Source organism: Sphingobacterium multivorum (assembly GCF_039511225.1).
GTDB lineage: Bacteria > Bacteroidota > Bacteroidia > Sphingobacteriales > Sphingobacteriaceae > Sphingobacterium.
The window spans coordinates 3,963,445-3,982,241 of record NZ_CP154261.1; the positions used below are offsets into that span (position 1 = coordinate 3,963,445).

At 39.4% G+C, this 18,797-nt stretch carries 14 protein-coding genes; 2 read left to right on the top strand and 12 right to left on the bottom strand.

The window, feature by feature from the left end:
• Nucleotides 1-3: 3 nt before the first annotated feature.
• Both AAH582_RS16760 and AAH582_RS16765 read right to left on the bottom strand, forming a co-directional pair.
• The gene (locus tag AAH582_RS16760; RefSeq protein WP_343318863.1) at nt 4-3,165 is read right to left on the bottom strand and encodes a SusC/RagA family TonB-linked outer membrane protein; all 3,162 of its coding nucleotides are present in this window, start codon (nt 3,163-3,165) and stop codon (nt 4-6) included.
• A 200-nt stretch (nt 3,166-3,365) separates the two neighbouring features.
• On the bottom strand, nt 3,366-4,526 hold the full coding sequence (locus AAH582_RS16765; RefSeq protein WP_343318867.1) for an aldose epimerase family protein: 1,161 nt from the start codon (nt 4,524-4,526) through the stop codon (nt 3,366-3,368).
• Nucleotides 4,527-4,702: 176 nt separating this feature from the next.
• On the opposite strand from AAH582_RS16765, the gene AAH582_RS16770 reads away from it, so the two are divergent.
• Both AAH582_RS16770 and AAH582_RS16775 read left to right on the top strand, forming a co-directional pair.
• Nucleotides 4,703-7,858: a two-component regulator propeller domain-containing protein gene (locus AAH582_RS16770; protein WP_343318872.1), complete on the top strand. Its 3,156-nt coding sequence runs from the start codon at nt 4,703-4,705 to the stop codon at nt 7,856-7,858.
• 2 nt (nt 7,859-7,860) lie between these two features.
• Nucleotides 7,861-8,640, top strand: coding sequence for a response regulator transcription factor (locus AAH582_RS16775; RefSeq protein ID WP_046675391.1), 780 nt, complete (start codon nt 7,861-7,863; stop codon nt 8,638-8,640).
• Between the two features lie 50 nt (nt 8,641-8,690).
• Here AAH582_RS16775 and AAH582_RS16780 read toward each other — a convergent pair whose 3' ends face one another.
• The 10 genes from AAH582_RS16780 to AAH582_RS16825 form a co-directional block, all read right to left on the bottom strand.
• Complete coding sequence (locus AAH582_RS16780) at nt 8,691-10,154, bottom strand: glycoside hydrolase family 76 protein (RefSeq protein WP_343318879.1); 1,464 nt, start codon at nt 10,152-10,154, stop codon at nt 8,691-8,693.
• Nucleotides 10,155-10,316: 162 nt separating this feature from the next.
• Nucleotides 10,317-11,066 (bottom strand): YoaK family protein, encoded by a 750-nt coding sequence (locus AAH582_RS16785; RefSeq protein WP_046675390.1) that lies wholly within the window; start codon nt 11,064-11,066, stop codon nt 10,317-10,319.
• Complete coding sequence (locus tag AAH582_RS16790; protein WP_343318888.1) at nt 11,050-11,550, bottom strand: hypothetical protein; 501 nt, start codon at nt 11,548-11,550, stop codon at nt 11,050-11,052. The genes AAH582_RS16785 and AAH582_RS16790 overlap by 17 nt, the downstream gene beginning before the upstream one ends.
• Nucleotides 11,537-12,055 (bottom strand): hypothetical protein, encoded by a 519-nt coding sequence (locus tag AAH582_RS16795; RefSeq protein ID WP_313153864.1) that lies wholly within the window; start codon nt 12,053-12,055, stop codon nt 11,537-11,539. Before AAH582_RS16795 ends, AAH582_RS16790 begins: the two co-directional genes overlap by 14 nt.
• Before the next feature lie 129 nt (nt 12,056-12,184).
• Complete coding sequence (locus AAH582_RS16800; RefSeq protein ID WP_343318898.1) at nt 12,185-13,615, bottom strand: TolC family protein; 1,431 nt, start codon at nt 13,613-13,615, stop codon at nt 12,185-12,187.
• 7 nt (nt 13,616-13,622) lie between these two features.
• The gene (locus AAH582_RS16805) at nt 13,623-14,984 is read right to left on the bottom strand and encodes an HlyD family secretion protein (protein ID WP_343318903.1); all 1,362 of its coding nucleotides are present in this window, start codon (nt 14,982-14,984) and stop codon (nt 13,623-13,625) included.
• Nucleotides 14,974-15,975 carry an ABC transporter transmembrane domain-containing protein gene (locus AAH582_RS16810; RefSeq protein WP_343318906.1) on the bottom strand — a complete coding sequence of 334 codons (1,002 nt, stop codon included), beginning with the start codon at nt 15,973-15,975 and terminating at the stop codon, nt 14,974-14,976. Before AAH582_RS16810 ends, AAH582_RS16805 begins: the two co-directional genes overlap by 11 nt.
• A 67-nt stretch (nt 15,976-16,042) precedes the next feature.
• Complete coding sequence (locus tag AAH582_RS16815; RefSeq protein WP_343318908.1) at nt 16,043-16,525, bottom strand: hypothetical protein; 483 nt, start codon at nt 16,523-16,525, stop codon at nt 16,043-16,045.
• A gap of 124 nt (nt 16,526-16,649) precedes the next feature.
• Entirely contained in the window at nt 16,650-18,008 is a 1,359-nt protein-coding gene (locus AAH582_RS16820) for a HAMP domain-containing sensor histidine kinase (protein WP_286898222.1), read from the bottom strand.
• 10 nt (nt 18,009-18,018) lie between these two features.
• Nucleotides 18,019-18,783, bottom strand: coding sequence for a response regulator transcription factor (locus tag AAH582_RS16825; RefSeq protein WP_343318912.1), 765 nt, complete (start codon nt 18,781-18,783; stop codon nt 18,019-18,021).
• Nucleotides 18,784-18,797 lie beyond the last annotated feature (14 nt).

Consider the following 18,797-nt stretch of genomic DNA (forward strand, 5'->3'; position numbering starts at 1 on the left):
TTATTAAAAAGTTAAATTAACACCCACATTTATAACCCGGTTTGTTGGGTATTGAACACCTGAATCACTTGTGATTTCCGGATCGATCTTCATATCACCCAAATTATCTATACTGAAGAGATTCTGCATCATTGTATATATTCGTAATTTTTGGATTCCACGAGCTTTCATCCACTTATCTGGCAAGGTATATCCAATCTGAAGATTTCTTAGTTTTATATAATTGACATTGGTGAGCCAAAAATCGCTATGCCAATAATTACTATGGTTTTGATTTCCGCGAATCAATGTTGGATATTTGCCGGGAATCAATGTACTATTGGGGTTGGTAATATCACTGAGCATCCATTGATTCTCCATGTAATATTGCGGATTATTTCCACCATCGTGGAAAGGGTTCATCGCTTCGTAATTGGGACGATAGGATGCAAATGCTGCTCCTGTCAAATCCATGGCCAAATCAAATCCCTTGAATTGTCCGCCCAGATTAATTCCAAAATTGAAATAAGGAAGTCCGCCTTGCCGATATCCTATTGGCCGCTGATCCAGCTCATTGATCACTTTATCCCCATTGATGTCTTCATATTTTATATCTCCTGGTCTCAAGGTAGAATTACCTTGACGGTCATTGTCTACATCGTAATTGGCAATTTCTTCCCAGGACTGAAACTGTCCAGTAGCATGTAAGCCCCAATTTAGATAGGCGTAGCGGTCAAAAATGGAGTTCCGATACTGATCCCAGGAATTCCCAAACCGGGGTTTATATTGTTCACCATCAATCTGACGGGCAAATGTAAAATTACCACCGACAAAGTAGTTGAAATCGCCAGCCTTACTCCGCCACATAATTGAGCCATCGATACCCTTATGCATATCGGAGTTTAGGTTTTCATAAGGCAGACTAAAACCAACCTCATTTGGTATCAATACATCATTTCTGGAAGCCGGTAGACCGCTTCTTTTCCTTCGAAAGAAATCCAAGCTACCCGTCAATCTTCCCTTTAATGTGCTAAAATCGAGCCCGACATTCAACATGTGTGCCTCAATCCAGGAAAGCGTTTTAACAGGAAGTCCACGGGGTTGGGTGCCAATAACATATTTTCCGTCAATCGTCGAACCTTTGGAATTATAGGTATATCCGCTCAGGTAACCAAAAGCATAATATTTCCAATCATCCAAATTGTCATCCCCCAATATCCCGTAAGATCCCCGAAGCTTAACATCATCAAGTACCTTCCGCATGCCATCTGTCCAAAACTTTTCAGAAGAGATCCGCCATCCCGCGGATGCTGAAGGAAAAAATCCCCATCGACTTCCAGGAGCAAACTTCCAGGATCCATCATAACGCGATGAAAGTTCTAAAAGATATTTTTGATCGTAGTCATAATTGACCCGACCTGCAAAGCCGGCTCTTGCTTGCGTATTTACTCCAGTATCATTATAGGTATCCATCGTTTGAAAATAGATCAAACTCAATGCATTTGATGCTGGTCTGTCGTGGACATAAATATCGGGGTTATCTCGTTTTATTGACTCCGCGGCTAATACAGCATTCACACCATGCTTTCCAAAACGTTTGTTATAATTTAAAGTGAATTGTGTTGAAATTTCTTCGATTTGAGCGATAGACCGCTCCCGCCAAGGGTTATCCATGCTAAATATAACTGGATAGGTATCCGTTTTTTCATCATAGCCATACAATTTGTAAGTGAACTCCTGATTATCCATCCATTTATTAGCCAAATAGTACCCTACCGTTCCTTTGGCAACCAAATCATCTGTAATCTTATACTCGGCATTAAAATTTAGTTGCATTACCCGCCATTTTTCCTGATATGTACCCGATAGATCATAATTCAGCATTGCAAAATTCGTCTCGGTATTGGCTGCAGTTTGTGTTGGATAGAGCGGATTGTCATTGGCGAATGGCCGCGCAGTAGGTAAGTTGCGATAAATGGCAAATAATGCCTGCCAAGTATCGTCAGCACCGGGTACCCCAGGTTGTTTACGCTGTTCGATCCGTCCGTTCAAATTAGCCCCTATTTTTAATCGTTTAGATACGCTCGCATCAATGTTCATCTGAACATTAGTACGTTTGAAACCGCCATAATTACGGATAATGGATTGTTGGTCGAGATGCCCAGCACTTAAGTAATAATTGATCTTTTCGGACCCACCACTCACATTTCCAGCAATATAGGTTTGCGGACTAGTTTTTAAGATATAATCGTACCAATCAAATGGGCGGTAACCCTTTTCTGTCCCCTGTTGCCATTTTTCAAGATCGCTTAATGTGTATTTTGGATCCTTCACACCAAGAATGGCATCCGATTGAATGTAGCTCTTTACATAGGTACTTGCATCTGCAGGCTTAGGAAAACGAAACATACTTTGCCAACCGTAATAGGAATTGATATTAAAGGTATTGTTATCGCCCCGCTTCCCCTTCTTTGTCGTTACAACCACCACTCCGTTGGCTGCACGTACACCATAAATCGCTGCGGACGCATCCTTCAAAACCGAAACAGATTCGATGTCATTGAAGTCCAAATTATTGAATTGGCCTTCATCTTTTTGAACACCGTCGATCACATACAAGGGAGTTCCCATATTCCGGATGCTGATCCCCGTCCATGCACCAGGGCGTCCATCCGACATCCGGCTATTGACCCCTGCAATCTTCCCGACCAAAGCTCCTGAGGTTGTTGTCGCAACAGATCTGGAAATATCCTGCGAAGAAATTGCCGTGATTGCACCAGTAACAGATTCCTTCTTTTGTGTACCGTACCCCACCACAACCACTTCGCCGATACGTGAATTTTCATCGTCCAATGTAATGGCTAAATCGGCGCTCGCGGCCACTTCTTTTGAGAGATACCCAACTGAACTTACAGTCAGTAGATCCCCAGCATTCACACCTGTTAGACTAAAATTACCTTTTGCATCCGTTGAAACGGCAGTGCTTGATTTGGATTTTAAAGCGACTGTCGCTCCTACGATCGGATTGCCACTTTTATCTTTAACCACACCCTTGATTGATTTTTGCAAAGCAATGCTTTCTGCAGGAACTGGAAATAAATCTGCTCCCTTTGCTAAAGGAATAAAACTGCTCGCACAGCAGAGTAAAGTAGCAGAAATTGGCAGACATTTAAGACCCTTAAACATACCTAGATTGATTAGTTTGTATAATTGATTTGTCCAAAATTAAGGTATATTCAATCGGACAGGCTTTCGTTTTTTCTCAAAAAACTGCCTATTTGTATCAAATAATTAATACAACCTAAAACGTTTTAAAGTCTATTAAACAGAGAAAGTACACCTCTTTTCAGCGGTATACTTTCAAACCAATCATTATTAAATATGTATTATTTTACTGAAAAACGATACAGGGATTTCGTTTGATATACTTGCCCCGGGTTCAGGACTGTTGTTGGAAAAGCTGGCTGATTCGGAGCGTCCGGAAAATGCTGCGGTTCAAGACAAAAGGCCGTACGGAAGGAATCTTTTTTACCGTTCTTCAACTGTACTTGTTCGTTCATAAAGTTGCCGCTATAAAATTGAATACCAGGTTCGGTTGTCAGAATATCCATGACCACCCCTGATTTATCACCGATCACATGTGCCGCTTTAAACCAGTCGCCATCTTTCTCCTTACTTAAGACAAAATTGTGGTCATAGCCCTTTCCAAAACTAAGCTGCTGGTCATTGGCATTAATATCTTTTCCTATCGGTTTCAAGGTTGTAAAATCAAAAGCTGTTCCCTTTACCGGTGCTAATTGCCCTGTGGGTATTAGTGTGCTATCTACTGGTGTGTATTCATTGGCAAACAATTGAAGTTGATGATCCAGAATGGTACCACTTCCCTCACCGTTTAAATTAAAGTAAGCATGGTTGGTCAAATTGATCACCGTCTTTTTATCGGAAGTAGCACGATAAGCTATCAACAATTCATTATTATCGTTCAGCGTATAAGTCACCTCCATTTGGATGTTTCCTGGAAAACCCTCGTGTCCGTCAGGTAAGGTGTAAGCAAATGTAAGGGATGATTTATCTGACGATTTTAATGTCCAATTGGCAAAATGCACACCTTTAAAACCGCCATGCAGCGTATTAGGACCGTTATTTACCGCCAATGTATAGGTTTTATCATCCAACTTAAATTTGCCTTTGGCGATCCGATTACCAAAAGGCCCTACAATAGTACCAAAAAATGGTTCTTTGGGATTATTATAATCAGCTGCTTTAGAAAAGCCCAAAACCACATCGCATAACTCACCCTTATTGTCCGGTACCCATAGTCCCACTAAGCGTGCACCGAAATTGGTAAAATAAGCTTGTACGCCATTTTTATTGCTCAGTTCATATAGATACGCCTGTTTTTGATCAATAGTTCCGCTGAACTGCGCGGTATCCATGAAGGCCGATAAAGAATCTGCTTTGGGAGTTTTAGAACCAGTCGGTTGCTGGCAAGACACACTAAAAGCAAGTATTGCAGAAAGACCAAGCAAGGTCAATTTTCCTCTCATTCGTAATATTTTAAAGGGTTTATAATCTTTGTTTAGATAGAACTTACGTCCTTTTCTAGATTTTTTATAATTTTAACGATTACAATCTATAAGCTAAAGTCTTAAATTTTTTAGAAATTTTAAGATTAAATTGTTTCATTTTAGCTCTATTTTGTATCAATAACCAAAAAATGATCATGATCAACCTGAAGCCTTTACGATTGCTATTTATCCTGTTACTCCCTTCCTTGCTATATGCGCAGCCCTACTATTTCAATCACTATCAAATCAATGAAGGTTTGTCAAACAATGCTGTCATTTGTAGCATGCAAGATAGTCAGGGTTTTCTTTGGTTCGGCACAAAGGATGGATTAAATCGCTTTGACGGTAACAATTTCAAACATTTTGATGCCTCCCAATCTGGGAAAAACAGCTTGGGTGGTAATAATATCATCTCCTTGAAAGAGGACTTTCGAAAAAGAATTTGGATTGGAACAGATCAGGGAATCTATTGCTACGACCCCGTCGACGAGCAATTTAGACTACTGAGCAAACAATTTGAAAATGCGGACGTACCCGTCATTGTTACCGATCAACGCAAAAGGATCTGGTTTATATCCAATGGAATGCTCTATTGCCATGATTTGGTTAGTCACGCAATTCAACAATTTACAAAATCGGACCTCTATATTACGTCTATCAGCTGCACAAAAAATGGAACTGTATTTTTTGGAACTCCTGAAGGTAAGATCTTCCAGATAGGTTCTTCTGGAAAACCCGCACTCATGCTTGACTTTCAAGCAAAATATGGTCCTAAAGACTGGTTTAGTATTGAGAAAATAATGGAAAACCGCGATGGAGACTTATTGATTGGCACGTCGAAAACTGGGGTTTATAGCTACAATTTTAAAAACAAGTCCCTCAAGTCAATTCTTGGTCCGGACAAGCTGCATCAATTTCTCTATGTAAGAGATATTATACAGCCAAACGATCATGAATATTGGTTTGCAACCGAATCTGGCCTCTTCATTTATCAAATTGCTAGCCAACATTACATCAACATTCAGAAAGAACAAGAAAACCCTTGGGGGATATCTGACAATGCCATTTATAATATCCTACAAGATAAGGATGAGGGTATTTGGCTGGGAACCTACTTTGGTGGGATTAACTATTATCACAAGAATAATAGTATAATCGAAAAATTCCTCCCGCAAGATCGCCCCGGGAGCTTAAAAGGCTCTGTCGTTCGGATTATCAAAAAAGACATCAACCACGATATATGGATAGGCACCGAAAACGGAGGTCTATCTAAATTGGATCCTAAATCGGGTTATATCCAGAACTTCTCCGATAAACAGGGGAATCTGGCAAATAACAATATTCACGGTATTCTCCCTATTGGCGACAAACTACTGATTGGTACTTTCGTCAATGGTCTGGACATTTTTTCGCCAAAGCTTCAAAAAGTTATCTATCACATCGATCGTAACAGCAATGTATCAACATCCGATCTCCAAAGTAATTTTCTTTTTTATCTCTATAAAACTCGAAAAGGAGAAATCATGGCTGCATCCACACGCGGCCTATACCGCTTTGATCTAGAAAAAAAATCTTTCCACCTTATTGATAATGTCCCAGAATACATGTTTTATACAAGCATTTTGGAAGATAAAAAGGGGAATATCTGGGTCGGAACGTGGCGTGATGGACTATTCTGTTATCATCCGACCACACGTTATTTTAAACACTATACGCATCATCAGAACGATCTCAATTCCTTGCCCAACAATAGGGTCAACAGTATATTTGAGGACTCAAAAAATCAAATTTGGATAGCTACCGAAGGTGGGATGGCTAAAAAGAAATCAAATCAGGATGGCTTTGAAAACATTGGCCTGGAAGAAGGAATGCCCAGTAATGTGACACTCGCCTTTTTAGAAGATAAACAAAATAACCTTTGGGTGAGTACTTCCAAGGGCCTGGTACGCTACCATCTTCCCAGTGGAAAAAAACGCATCTTCAACTTGGAGTCTGGCCTACCGACTATTCAGTTCAATTACAATTCATCCTTTAATGATGACAATGGAAACTTTTATTTCGGCACCATCAATGGACTGATACGTTTCAATCCCGAAAGGCTCAACCAAATCAACTACAAGAATCAAATTCCGATTTACATCACTAATTTTTACATCAACAATAGGGCGATCAATCAGTACACCGATACAAATATTCTGTCCAAATCAATTCTGTTCACGGATAAAATCAAACTGAAACACGACGAGTCATCCTTCAGTCTTGATTTTGCGGCATTACACTACCAAGCCCCCCATTCCATTCACTATAGCTACAAAATGGATGGTCTCGACGACAATTGGATAGACATTACAAGCAATCAACGGGCTTACTTCACCAAGCTAGCGCCCGGAAACTATGTTTTTACTGTAAAAGCAGAAGATCCAAATGGCAATACAATCCCCACTTTTGCTAGTCTTAAAATCACTATTCTTCCTCCGATCTGGGCAAGTATACCGGCCTTTGTTTGCTATGCTCTAATCCTTGTGGGGCTGATTATATTTGTTATTCATCATTTCAATGAAAAGATCAAACAACGCAATCGACAACATCTTTTAACCGTACAAAATCTACGCGAGCAAGAACTCTATCGCTCAAAAATCAATTTTTACACCGATGTTGCGCACGAAATACGCACACCGTTGACATTGATCAAGGCCCCCTTAGAGAAGCTTATGGATAAAGTAGATCACAATCCTGTAACCGACAAGCTACTATTGACCATGCAAAACAACACGGAGAAGTTGATTGCCCTTAGCAATCAGCTATTGGATTTTAGACAGGTCGAAACGGAAGGATTCAAATTACACTTTGAATCAGAAAACATAAGCCAAACGGTCCAGGAAATTATCAACAATTTTACAGTCACACTGCAGGCGCAGGACAAGCAGATGGTATCACACATTATGCCAGATATCATAGGTCAAGTCGATATCGACGCATTCGACAAGATATGTTACAACCTCTTGAATAATGCCCTGAAATATTCTTCATCCTATATTGAAGTGAATTTGAATATGGATAAACAGAAAAATATCTTTATATTGACCGTGAAAAACGACGGAGCTTTAATTCCTTCAGAAGAAAGGGAAAGAATTTTTGAACCATTCAATCGCTTAAAACAAAATAAGAATGTTCCTGGAAGCGGCCTAGGCTTGGCATTGACAAGGTCCTTAACGTTAAAACACCAAGGTACCCTGTTATACAGTACAAACGACCTCCAATTGAACGTATTTAGTTTGACATTGCCTTTGAATCACAATACAAACCCATAATTATGAATGCCAAATCCAATTTATTATTAGTAGATGATCATACTGAACTACTTGAATTCATTGCGGATGATCTCAATGAGGATTATCAGATAACAACGAGTTCCAATGGTAGGGAAGCGCTGGATTTATTAGCCACTGAATATTTTGATCTGATCGTCAGCGATGTGATGATGCCAGAAATGGATGGTTTTGAACTCTGTCAAAAAATTAAAGAAGATATCGCATATGCACACATTCCAGTTATACTCTTGACGGCAAAAAATAGTATTGAATCAAAAATTCAGGGTTTGGAGTATGGTGCCGACGCTTATATTGAAAAACCTTTTTCACCTGCCTTTTTAAGAGCACAAATCGCGAGTTTATTAAAGAATAGAGTTAAAGTCAAGGAATTTTTTATTAAAAATCCGATGTCGCAAATACAGCAAATCGGTCAAAATCAAAGTGAACAAGAGTTTTTGTTGAAGATTGAAGAAATCATCATGCAACACCTCGATGACCCACAGTTTAATGTCGATCGGATGGCCGATATTCTCTGCATGAGCAGACCTACCCTCTATCGCAAAATTAATGTGGTATCGAGCCTATCGCCCAATGAACTGATTAATTTAACGCGGCTCCGAAAAGCAGCAGAACTGCTCATCCAAAAGCAGCATAAAGTCTATGAAATTTCTAATTTACTAGGCTATAGCTCCGCGACTCATTTCTCTCGTAATTTTCAAAAGCAGTTTGGACAGAGCCCTACTGAATTTCAAGACGCCCAAACTGCTTTATCTAAATCATAACGATGCAGACAATCCTATCCCAACCAAAATAAGTGCCCCTATTTGAGCATTTATTTTGGTTGTTCAACTTGCGCGAGTGTTGCATATTGTGCCGCAAAAGTGAACATAAACATTCCCTCCAGATCATTCTTGCTTTTATCTTTTGCCCAACCTCCGAGCAAATCATTTGGCAAAAATCCTTCGCTCAAGAAATGCGTATAGCCATAATCCAAGTTTTCCTGAAAAGACTTCACATACATCCCAGCCTTACTATAATTTGGTAATATAGTGGTATAGCCTCTTAACAGTACACCGTTAAACCAGTTATTAAAACCGTCTGTTGCATACGTATAATGCTCAGGAACCTGCTGCCCCAGTTTGCCAAAATAAGTAAAAGTCGCATCAGCCAATTTTTTACCATCCGCTAAATAGTTTTTTGCTTTTGTAACGCGATATAAATCTGCGGCTCCGGAAATCATCGTTCCACTATTATAGGAAAATGCAGTTCCGACGGCTTTTCTGAGTTCGGTATTTTTTCGGTATCGCACGCCGTTGACCGTTTCATAAGCTATCGAACAATCCGGAAAACAATCACCCATCATATCCGCATAGACACCTTTTTCATTAAGAAGATTTGCTTTTTGCCAATCATAAATCCTTTTAGCATAACGAAGATAAAAATCGGCCTTCCGCTCTTTTTTAGCAATACGCGTTAGTTTATCTTTCTGATCGATGGAATGCGCAATTATTTGATCCCCTTTGTTTTTATAGATTTCATACAATGCAACAAGCGGACTAATCATCGGTGCATTACTACAGGCGTGCTTCGTTACATATCCTGGTCCCCAGGGAATTCCGCCATGCTCTTTCCCTTTCTCATCCAAAGTACAATCCCAACCATCAAGAACATAAGCTGTAAGGTACTCAGCTTCTTGCAAATAGCCATCTTGCCCGGTCAAATGATAAGCTTCCAATAATTCCCGCACCAACCACATCTGATCATCATAGACGTTCAATATGCCCGTTACATTTGCTTTTCCTTTTTCTCGAACGCGATCGACAGCATACACTGTCCATTCTTTATGCTGCGTAAACGACGTTAGCGTAAAGGTCCCTAAATAATAGGCTGCATTTGCGTGAAGCTTAGCCAATAAATCTACATAGCGGGAATAATACATTTTATAAAGCTTGCCGTTATCTACCTTCTGTTGCTTTTTCAAGCCACTCAACACAGCGTTTACAGCTTCTATGGAAGCAGAATACATCCATACACTAGCTGTTTCTTCGGATCGAACCTTCGTAAATGGGTTATAAAAACGATGCATTTTGAAATCTTCACCGGAAAAATAGACGTCCATTGATCGATCAATCAATCGGATTGCCCGTAAAAGATTCTGCTGGCTTTTATTTTGATCATGTACTGATCTTTGGGTGTGCAATTCTTGCGCATAAGCCTGTTTTACGCAGAGGGGTGATACTGACAGCGAAATTAGAGAAAGTGCCCAAAAAGGCCGGATGGAAAAGAATTTGATCATGATACGGTTTTAAATTGATTAAGTAGTCTTTCATTCGCTTCGGTAGAGCGTGATAACTGTGTATGAAGATAAGCATTTTTTGGACAAAAAAAATCGCATTTTTTGAAATGCGATTGAACTATTTGCCCTTTTGCTTAGCTAACCAAGAACTTGCTCAGTCAACTAAGCTGCCACTGGTTGACGATGACGATTCACAAATTGCTTTTTCAACAGATACAATTTGTAGTGATCGTATAAACCGATGACTAAAAGAACAAAACAAACCACGTAAAATGTTTTATTTGATAGGTAAGTGAATGAAATACCGCTCACAAGTCCGCCAACGACATACGCGCTCACGATGCTCAATAGCAAATGGAATTTGTCGACCAATGCCTTATTGCTCCGGTTAGACTCCTTGGTGAACATCGAAATCAATATGGCCAAATCTGTCGTTAGCCCGGTCAAATGTGTTGTTTTCACAACAGAATTCGATATGCTCGCAGTCAAGCCATTTTGTAGCCCCATCGCAAAGAGCAATGCACCGACAAGTATCTCAGTTTCTTTCAAAGAATCCTCATAAAATACATCAAGATATATCCCAACAAATAATATACTCAATATTTCCAATACCAAGGGAATGGAATGTGTCAAATAGGAGCTAAAACGTCCTTTACCATGAATGATGATCAGATTAGAAAGCATACTCCCTACTAGAAAAAGTAAAATCCAAAAAAGCACCACCGCACCTTGGTACCAATTCCCTTTCGCTATCTCCTGTGCAAAAACAGCATAATAACCCGTTACATTCGAGGTAAACGAGAAAAAGACAATGACAGATGCGACATTGACCATTCCTGCAGAAAACGCGGTAATTCCCCCCAGCCTAATGTTATCTTGAATCGTCCTATGGTTACTATATTTTCTCAGCATACTTTTCCTTTCCTCCTTTTTTCAGCACAATACGTGCAATTCCTTTCGTCTGCATATCCAAATTAAGATACAGCACCAACTGGTTTTTATTCAATTTTTGGATAACGAAACTCTCTATTAGCTCGTCATTCTTACGAAGCTCAAGAATATGGCCTCGTCCCTTCAAAAACCAATTGTATTGTTTGTCCTCATGATGGGCAATAAAATTTTTATCACCCATTTTTTCAAAATGCCATAATCCATCCTGCAGGGGTGGAAGGTGCGCGATTGCAGCATCTTTTATTCCTTCATGGATAACCGCCTGTTTTTTGAATGTTGGAGACTTCTCCACTTTCTCAAAGTACCAACCTTGCTCTTCCCACTCCCCTTCTAAAAGCCGCTCAGGGTTTTCATAAAACATAACCATTGAACTAGCCCCTAAAAGCAAAAAGGACAACAAGACAAAGTTGAATTGTGCCAATATTTTTCTCTTAATAATTAACATCCCATTTCTTGTTAAAAAATAAATCCGCCAAGACATTTCTGCCGGTTTTGTTTGTCCCGGGTTTTTCTACGATCGAGACATTCTTCTGCTTACTTTTACTCAAGTGAAGCAAAGCCCGTCCGACGTCGAAAAAATGCCTTGTTCTTTTTTCAAATTCATAATCTGTGGGAACCTTGACTTCATCAATCCGAGCTCCGCGCAAATAATGTTGTAAATAATTGAGATTGTCAGAGCCGATAATATCTGTATAGATATTTAGCTTACGATTTTCATAGCGATGACAGATCATCTGGCAGGCTTTCAAAAAATCTTCTGATTGCAGATTATTAAGCTGATCTTCCAGTGTAATCCCTAATAACTCACTAATCGAAGTACTGCTCTTATTGCCATAGACCAAAATAATGTCTAGCTCTTCAGCTGACGATTGTTCTATACTATGAATCACAAAAAAGAGCGAATCAATCGTAAAATCACTTGGAATCAATACACGCGTTGCCTTTGCCATATCCAATTATTTTTATACAAAATTAACAGGTCATCATGGCAACCGAATGAATCTGAAATTAACTTTCTATTAGAATTTTAGGACTTGTATTAAAATAAGATTAAAAATAAAATGTAGATTAAAATGGGATTAAAATTTAGTTCCGGCCTTGTAGTATAACTCTGCCAGTGCCTTCCGGTAGTCCGTAAAAAGCTTCTCTTGCTTGATACGCATTTCAATCAGCTTGTTTTCCCTGCTATTAACAACAAACAAGGTTGATTCACCCAGCTCAAACTTATTTAATTCACCCTTAAGGAGCAATTCCTGGTTACTTATATTGATCGATTGAAGTTCAATCTGTTTACTGTAAGCATTTAAATCATTGTACTTTTTAACGACGTCATTGTAAATATTTCTCTCCGTCGCTACCTGTTCAAATCGTAGTTGATCTTGCTTAATCCTTACCTCTTTGAGCTTCCCACGTTCGGCGCGAATAAAAAGTGGAAATGCAAATTCAAAACCTAGCTTATAGTTCTGCCAATTAAAATCATACTGCGGTGGTACAAAATCATTTAAACCGCGACGGCTAGAAATGAGCGTGCCCGACACATTCAATTTAGGTTTAAGCATTTCTTTTCGATAACGTTCTTCAAATAGCAGTTGCTGATTTTTACTAGCCAACTTGATCATTTCGGGATGAGCAATTTTTGCCGAATCCAGTAGTGCCTCGATTACACGATTATCCGGCAAAATAACTTGGTCTTCGAGCTTATGTGGTATGGCATGATCGGGAAGTTCAACCGGAAATTGTTGATCATTCCACAAATGATTGGACAATACAATTTTCGCATTTTTAAGTTCTACTTCATACTTTGAAAGTTCTATCCGTCGTTCTTTTACGACGACCGAAGCTTCGATAGAATCGATTGCAGGTTTGTCCCCCAGCATAGTCTGCTCACTGATTGCTCTAAACCGCTGATCCGCTAATTTAACGCCCTCTAATAAAAGTTGGTATTGCTGGTAAGCAAAATACCAGTTCCAATAATCTGAAAGTGCCTGAAACCAAATGGCATTAATTTGCTTGATCTTTTCGCCTTCCAGATAGCTGATCATCGCCTTTGCCTGCTGTAACGTATTCCTTCGGCTATCGACGATTAAACCTTGCCCCAAAGGAATACTTAAACCGATTGCAGAGAGCCCCGCATTATTCGTTCGGGATTGTGGGTTTGTATAATCACCTACATTTCGATCATAGGCTATTTTCAGATCTGCTCCTGCTAACCAAAGTGGGATTTTCAACTCGCTATTCCACTGATTGTAATAATCCGTATGACCGAATTGCTTATTTTTAAAGCTCAAATTTAGCGTCGGATCAAACTTCCCTAACGCTTGTGTTACTTGGGCTTTTGCAGTTTCACTCAGTAGATTTACTTGTTTAACAATGGGATGATTGGCCATTAAAAGCTCTTCCATGTCATCAACTGTAAAAGTCTTCGGTGTTCCATAATCCTTTTCCTGAGCCAAAAGATGAGAATAGAAAAAAAAGCAGAACACGATAAAAATAAAATTCAATTTATTCATATAACAATTACTTTTTCTCACTTTCTTTTGGTTCTCGTTCCAAACTCGGCGGAAAACCATTCAACTGTCGCCATATCTCATACCACAAAGGAACTTTGTTTAAAATAACCCTTCCATAAGCACCTGAACCTTGGTTTAACTGGATTGGCCAAGGCTCGTCACCCTCAGGAACCGGATCGGTCGCGCGTATCAAAATCCTAAATCGACCATTCGTACTGCTCACTTTATCGATGACTGAAACTTTTCCGGCAAAGGTACCCACCGCGACAGAAGGCCATCCGGAAAATTGGATTGATGGCCAGCCATCAAATTGCAGCCTTACATCACTCTCAGGCTCTATCAATGGAATATCCATTGCATTTACATAAAGTTCTACGGCAAGCAGTGGTTTTTTAGGTTGCAATGTCGCAACGGACTCCCCTTCCTTCATATTTTCACCTATTCCAGCTTTAAAGGTTTTTACAATAAAACCATCTTGTGGAGCCCTCACGACATATAATCCTCGTCGGACATCGATATTGGATATCTCATTTCTCAGTTTAGCGATATCGCCCTGTACTGAGGCCTTGGAAGAAAAAGCGGAACTTAAATCAGACTGCGCTTTAGCTAATGATTCATTATACTTTGCACGGATGTTGTTTAATTCGATGCTCGCATTTGTTAGTGATTGTCTTGAATTTGATAATTTGTTATCCGCACTTACTACTTTAGCTCGATCATTTTGTAGATTTAAGCGTCTTGTCTCAATATCCGTTAACGAAAATAAGCCATCACGATATCCTTCTTCGTACCGTTTAAGCCGCTTTTCACTGGTCTCAAAAAAGCTCATGACAGCGACAAGTTCTGCACTATCTATTTTTACCACATTTTGTGCTTGAACCACCTTATTTTTAGCTGATGCAAGCTGAAAATCCAGCCCATTTTTCAATGCTTCAATCTGTGCTTGGGTAGCTTGCATCTTTTGATTAGCGGCATCTTCTCCACTCCTTTTGGCATGCAATTGTTCTTCCAATCTTACAGGTAGCATGGGATCAAAATAGGATTGTGCAGTCTCCGAAAGGACCAAAATTGTGTCACCTTTCTTCACTTCCTGCCCTTCGGTAACTGCCCAATACTCGATGCGGCCACCAATCTGATTTTGGATAGTCTGCGGTCTATCTTGTGGACGTAAAGCGGTAATCGTTCCTACTCCAAGAATTGTTTGCCGCCAGGGGAGAAAAAGTGCCAGTACAAAAACAATCCCAGATAACACAAGGATCCGCCCCAAAACTAAGGATCCCCGCTCCTTCAATAAGCTATCAACTGCATCATGAGAGAGATCTCTCCAAGAAAGCGTTGTCCGATTCGAATGATCCTTATTAATCAACATAAACCGCAGCGTCCTCCTCCAACGCAAGATCGGTTACAGCCGCCAGTTTGACAACTCCCGTAAGCATATCAAAAATTGTATTTAAGTTAGTCATCAGTTTTTCAATGGCATAACCAATTTGAACGATCACAACTTCAGCAGCTACAAATTGACCAAAAGTCATTTGCCGCTCGACAACAAAATAGGATCCAAGCAAGAGCATCGCTCCAAACAACAGGGTCCGAAGCAGGAAAGAACCTAGAAAAAAACGCTTTAAAACTCTAAAATGATCGTTTCGCGCCGATAAATATTTACTGACAATGGAATCTGTTGTTCTCGTCACTTCGTTCATTTTCATCTCATCTCCACGATAATGGTCTATTTGTCCGGCAACAGCTTCCAAATAGGCTACCGTCTCATATTTGTATTCAGACTCTTCAATGCTGGTTTTCAAACCTCTTTTGTAGTATAAAACAAGTATCGTAATAACAGAAAAAATGACAATAAGGCCAAAGGCCAAAAATGCGGGATGATAAAAAGATAATAAAACCACGCTGAAGAAAATTGTTACAACCGCGGCGATGATATCGATCAAAAGTTTGATAATTCCCTTTTGAATAATGATGACATCAAAAAATCGGTTGACCAACTCCACTAGGTTTTTTCCAAGTAACTCTTTAGGTTTAATTCTTGGCAGTCGATACGAAAATTCAATCGCCGATTTTAGAAAGATTTTCTGCTCCAAATACTCGACTAAGGTCAATTGTCCGATCAATAATACTCCGCCCACGATCACGCCAAATAACACAAAAGCAATTAAGATATAGGTAGAGCTATACATCGCTCCATTGCTTAAAAAATTAAAGATTGCTGTTATCCCTATTGGAATAGTCAAACTAAAAATACCGATCACAATAGCATAAATAAATATATAATTGATCGTTTTCCGTTCAGTATGTAATAGGCTTGCCAACCGCTGTAAGGGTGATGGTCCGCCTTGTATATGCCCCATAAAAATAGATAGAAGATACGTTAGAAATGATAATTTTCAGCTAAAACAACGGTAAAACTCCGAGCGATCATTCAACTAGTCCGGTTGCTCTGTTTCCGATACTTGATTGCTCTTTAAATATAATCGTAGAACAAATTTGGCCCTCAACCTTACGGAGTGCATTAGCGACATTAAAAAAATTGCGTGTTTTCTTTTTATAGATATAATCTCGTGGTATTATGATCTCATTTACAGACTGGCCTCGAAGATAATGCTGCAAATAATGACTGTTATCGGTACCCAAGATATCTGCAAAAATACTGAGCCCACGGTTTTTATAGCGCTGATAGATTACGCTGCAGCCTTTTAAAAAAGAATCCGATTGAAGTGTCTCCAGTTGATCTTCCAATCCAATTCCGAGTAATTCACTCGCAGAAGTACTGCTTTTATTGCCATACACAAGGATAATATCGATACAATCTGCCGTTGACTCTTCAATACTTTGACGCACAAAATGAAGGGAGTCGACTGTAAAATCACTGGGTATTAATATACGCGTTGTTTTAGCCATGCTTTTTTTTAGCAAAGTTAAAACGCACATATGGCAACGGAATGAATCTAAAATTAGCTTTCCATTAGAAAGCTCGCAACTGTATTAAAATGAGATTAGAAATACCATCTAAATTAAAACTACATTAGAAGCGAAGGTAAGTGGGTAGTTCAATTTCTACAGTGGTGCCTTCACTCACAACAGAATTGACCTTCAATGTCCCACCATGCAGCTTAATAATATTTCTAGCTAAGGGAAGTCCTATACCATAACCGTCTATCCCACTCGTATTGGAAGCTCTAAAATAGGGATCGTAAATATGGTCCAATTCACGGGAAGGTATTCCGATACCTTTGTCTTTTATTAGAATAAAGACTTTATTGTCCAATGCACCCAAAGCAATGTATGCTGTTCTATCGGATGAATACTTACACGCGTTGCTGATAATATTGGATAGCGCAAGCTGTAGCAGAATTGCATTTCCATTCACCTTGAGCCGCATACTATCATCTGGTAACAGACTGAAATCTGTAATAATCTTAAATTTGTCATTGATGGCCTTAACTGTTAGTTCGGCATCCATCACAATCTGATCAATACGAACGGGGCTAAATGCAGTCGCATTATTAACAAAACCTGTACGCGCCAGCAGTAAAAGTGCTTTTGTTTTCTTTTCCAAATGCTCTGCCGACTCAATGATCTTAAATAATGTTCGTTGGTACTCTTCCGTTGTGCGTTCTTTGGATAAAGCAAGATCTGCCTGTCCTATGATGGATGTCAATGGCGTATTCAGTTCATGTGATGCATTGCTGATAAAGTTCTTTTGTGTTTCGAAAGAGGTTTCCAAGCGCGTCAACATCCGATTAAAGGTGAGTGCCAGACCATGAAGCTCCCCTTTATATTTATCCTCATCCAATCGTTTATAGAGATTTTCAGAACCAATCTCCTGCACCTCTTTCATCATGGTCAGTATGGGCTTTAAAAACGAGCGCTTCATAAAAACCGAAACAACGAATATAAAGAGAATTCCCAAAATCAGACTTATAATAAGGAGATTACGAAGATAGGCCAAATGGTGTGTATAAAAGTAATTTTCAGCAGAAGCGCCCACGATATACTTTCGACCATTTTGCGAAAAGTATTTAGTTGAATAGAATTGATTGCCTGACTTGAAATTTGAGCTTCCCTTTTTATTGATTTTATCCCAAAGCTCTTTATGGAATCCCTGGCTTCTTACAATAGCACCATTGCTATCAAATTCCACCAAAAATTCATGCTGATTATTGAGATTTTCAATAAAATCAAGGCTCCACTGATCAGTTTGGGAGGCAGATTTACTATTCAGAAATTTCTCCGCAGCAATATTTCGCCGCAGGTCCAGCCGCTTATAAAAATCTGTAAAAGCAAAATTCGTAATGGAATAAAAAATAAAGCCAACAAAACAACTCACATAAATGACCAGAATTGCAATGAGATAAGTAAGCTTTCGGTTATAATTGTGCATGTTTAAATATTCAGTCTTCTATTTTTAAAACATATCCCATACCAATAACCGTATGGATCGCTTTTTTGCTCGTTATTTTTTCAATCTTTTTTCTCAGATAATTCACATAAACATCGACAACATTTGATCCGATATCGAAATTTATACCCCATATTTTGTCCAAAAGCTCCGTTCGCTCAAATACCTTTTTGGGGCTCTGAATAAACAACAAAAGCAAACGATACTCGGTGCTGGTCAAATTGAGTTCCTGCCCGTCACAATAGGCTATTTTTTTATAATCATCGATACGCAGAAAACCATAACTAAATGTGTCTTTCGAAGGTAGCAATTCACGTTGCGTTGCCTGTACGATAGACTGTTGTCTGCGGATCAATGAACGTATCCGAGCCTTCAATTCAATAAGTTTAAAGGGTTTGGAAAGATAATCATCAGCACCGTTATCGAGTCCAAGCACCACATTCTCTGGAGTTCCAAGTGCAGTCAGCATCATAACAGGTAAATCTGTATAGCCCCACTGCCTGATCTGCTTACAAATATCCAGTCCATTAGTTCCCGGCAAAAGAATGTCTAGTAGCACAAGGGAGACATCTTGCTTCGCCAAGAGCTGTTCCAAACCTTCCGAACGCCCCAGATGAATGACCCTATAACCATCTTCGCCTAAGCCTTGTACGATCAAATCGGCAACATCCTGCTCATCTTCAACCAAAATAATTTTTTGCTCCTCCATATTCGTCATGATGTGTAGTTCGCTGTAATGAACTACGATCCAAACCATAAAAATAACGTTTT

Coding starts and splice junctions, on each gene's coding strand:
- AAH582_RS16760 (WP_343318863.1), bottom strand. CDS start 3,165: ATGTTTAAGGGTCTTAAATGTCTGCCAATTTCTGCTACTTTACTCTGC.
- AAH582_RS16765 (WP_343318867.1), bottom strand. CDS start 4,526: ATGAGAGGAAAATTGACCTTGCTTGGTCTTTCTGCAATACTTGCTTTT.
- AAH582_RS16770 (WP_343318872.1), top strand. CDS start 4,703: ATGATCAACCTGAAGCCTTTACGATTGCTATTTATCCTGTTACTCCCT.
- AAH582_RS16775 (WP_046675391.1), top strand. CDS start 7,861: ATGAATGCCAAATCCAATTTATTATTAGTAGATGATCATACTGAACTA.
- AAH582_RS16780 (WP_343318879.1), bottom strand. CDS start 10,154: ATGATCAAATTCTTTTCCATCCGGCCTTTTTGGGCACTTTCTCTAATT.
- AAH582_RS16785 (WP_046675390.1), bottom strand. CDS start 11,066: ATGCTGAGAAAATATAGTAACCATAGGACGATTCAAGATAACATTAGG.
- AAH582_RS16790 (WP_343318888.1), bottom strand. CDS start 11,550: ATGTTAATTATTAAGAGAAAAATATTGGCACAATTCAACTTTGTCTTG.
- AAH582_RS16795 (WP_313153864.1), bottom strand. CDS start 12,055: ATGGCAAAGGCAACGCGTGTATTGATTCCAAGTGATTTTACGATTGAT.
- AAH582_RS16800 (WP_343318898.1), bottom strand. CDS start 13,615: ATGAATAAATTGAATTTTATTTTTATCGTGTTCTGCTTTTTTTTCTAT.
- AAH582_RS16805 (WP_343318903.1), bottom strand. CDS start 14,984: ATGTTGATTAATAAGGATCATTCGAATCGGACAACGCTTTCTTGGAGA.
- AAH582_RS16810 (WP_343318906.1), bottom strand. CDS start 15,975: ATGGGGCATATACAAGGCGGACCATCACCCTTACAGCGGTTGGCAAGC.
- AAH582_RS16815 (WP_343318908.1), bottom strand. CDS start 16,525: ATGGCTAAAACAACGCGTATATTAATACCCAGTGATTTTACAGTCGAC.
- AAH582_RS16820 (WP_286898222.1), bottom strand. CDS start 18,008: ATGCACAATTATAACCGAAAGCTTACTTATCTCATTGCAATTCTGGTC.
- AAH582_RS16825 (WP_343318912.1), bottom strand. CDS start 18,783: ATGGTTTGGATCGTAGTTCATTACAGCGAACTACACATCATGACGAAT.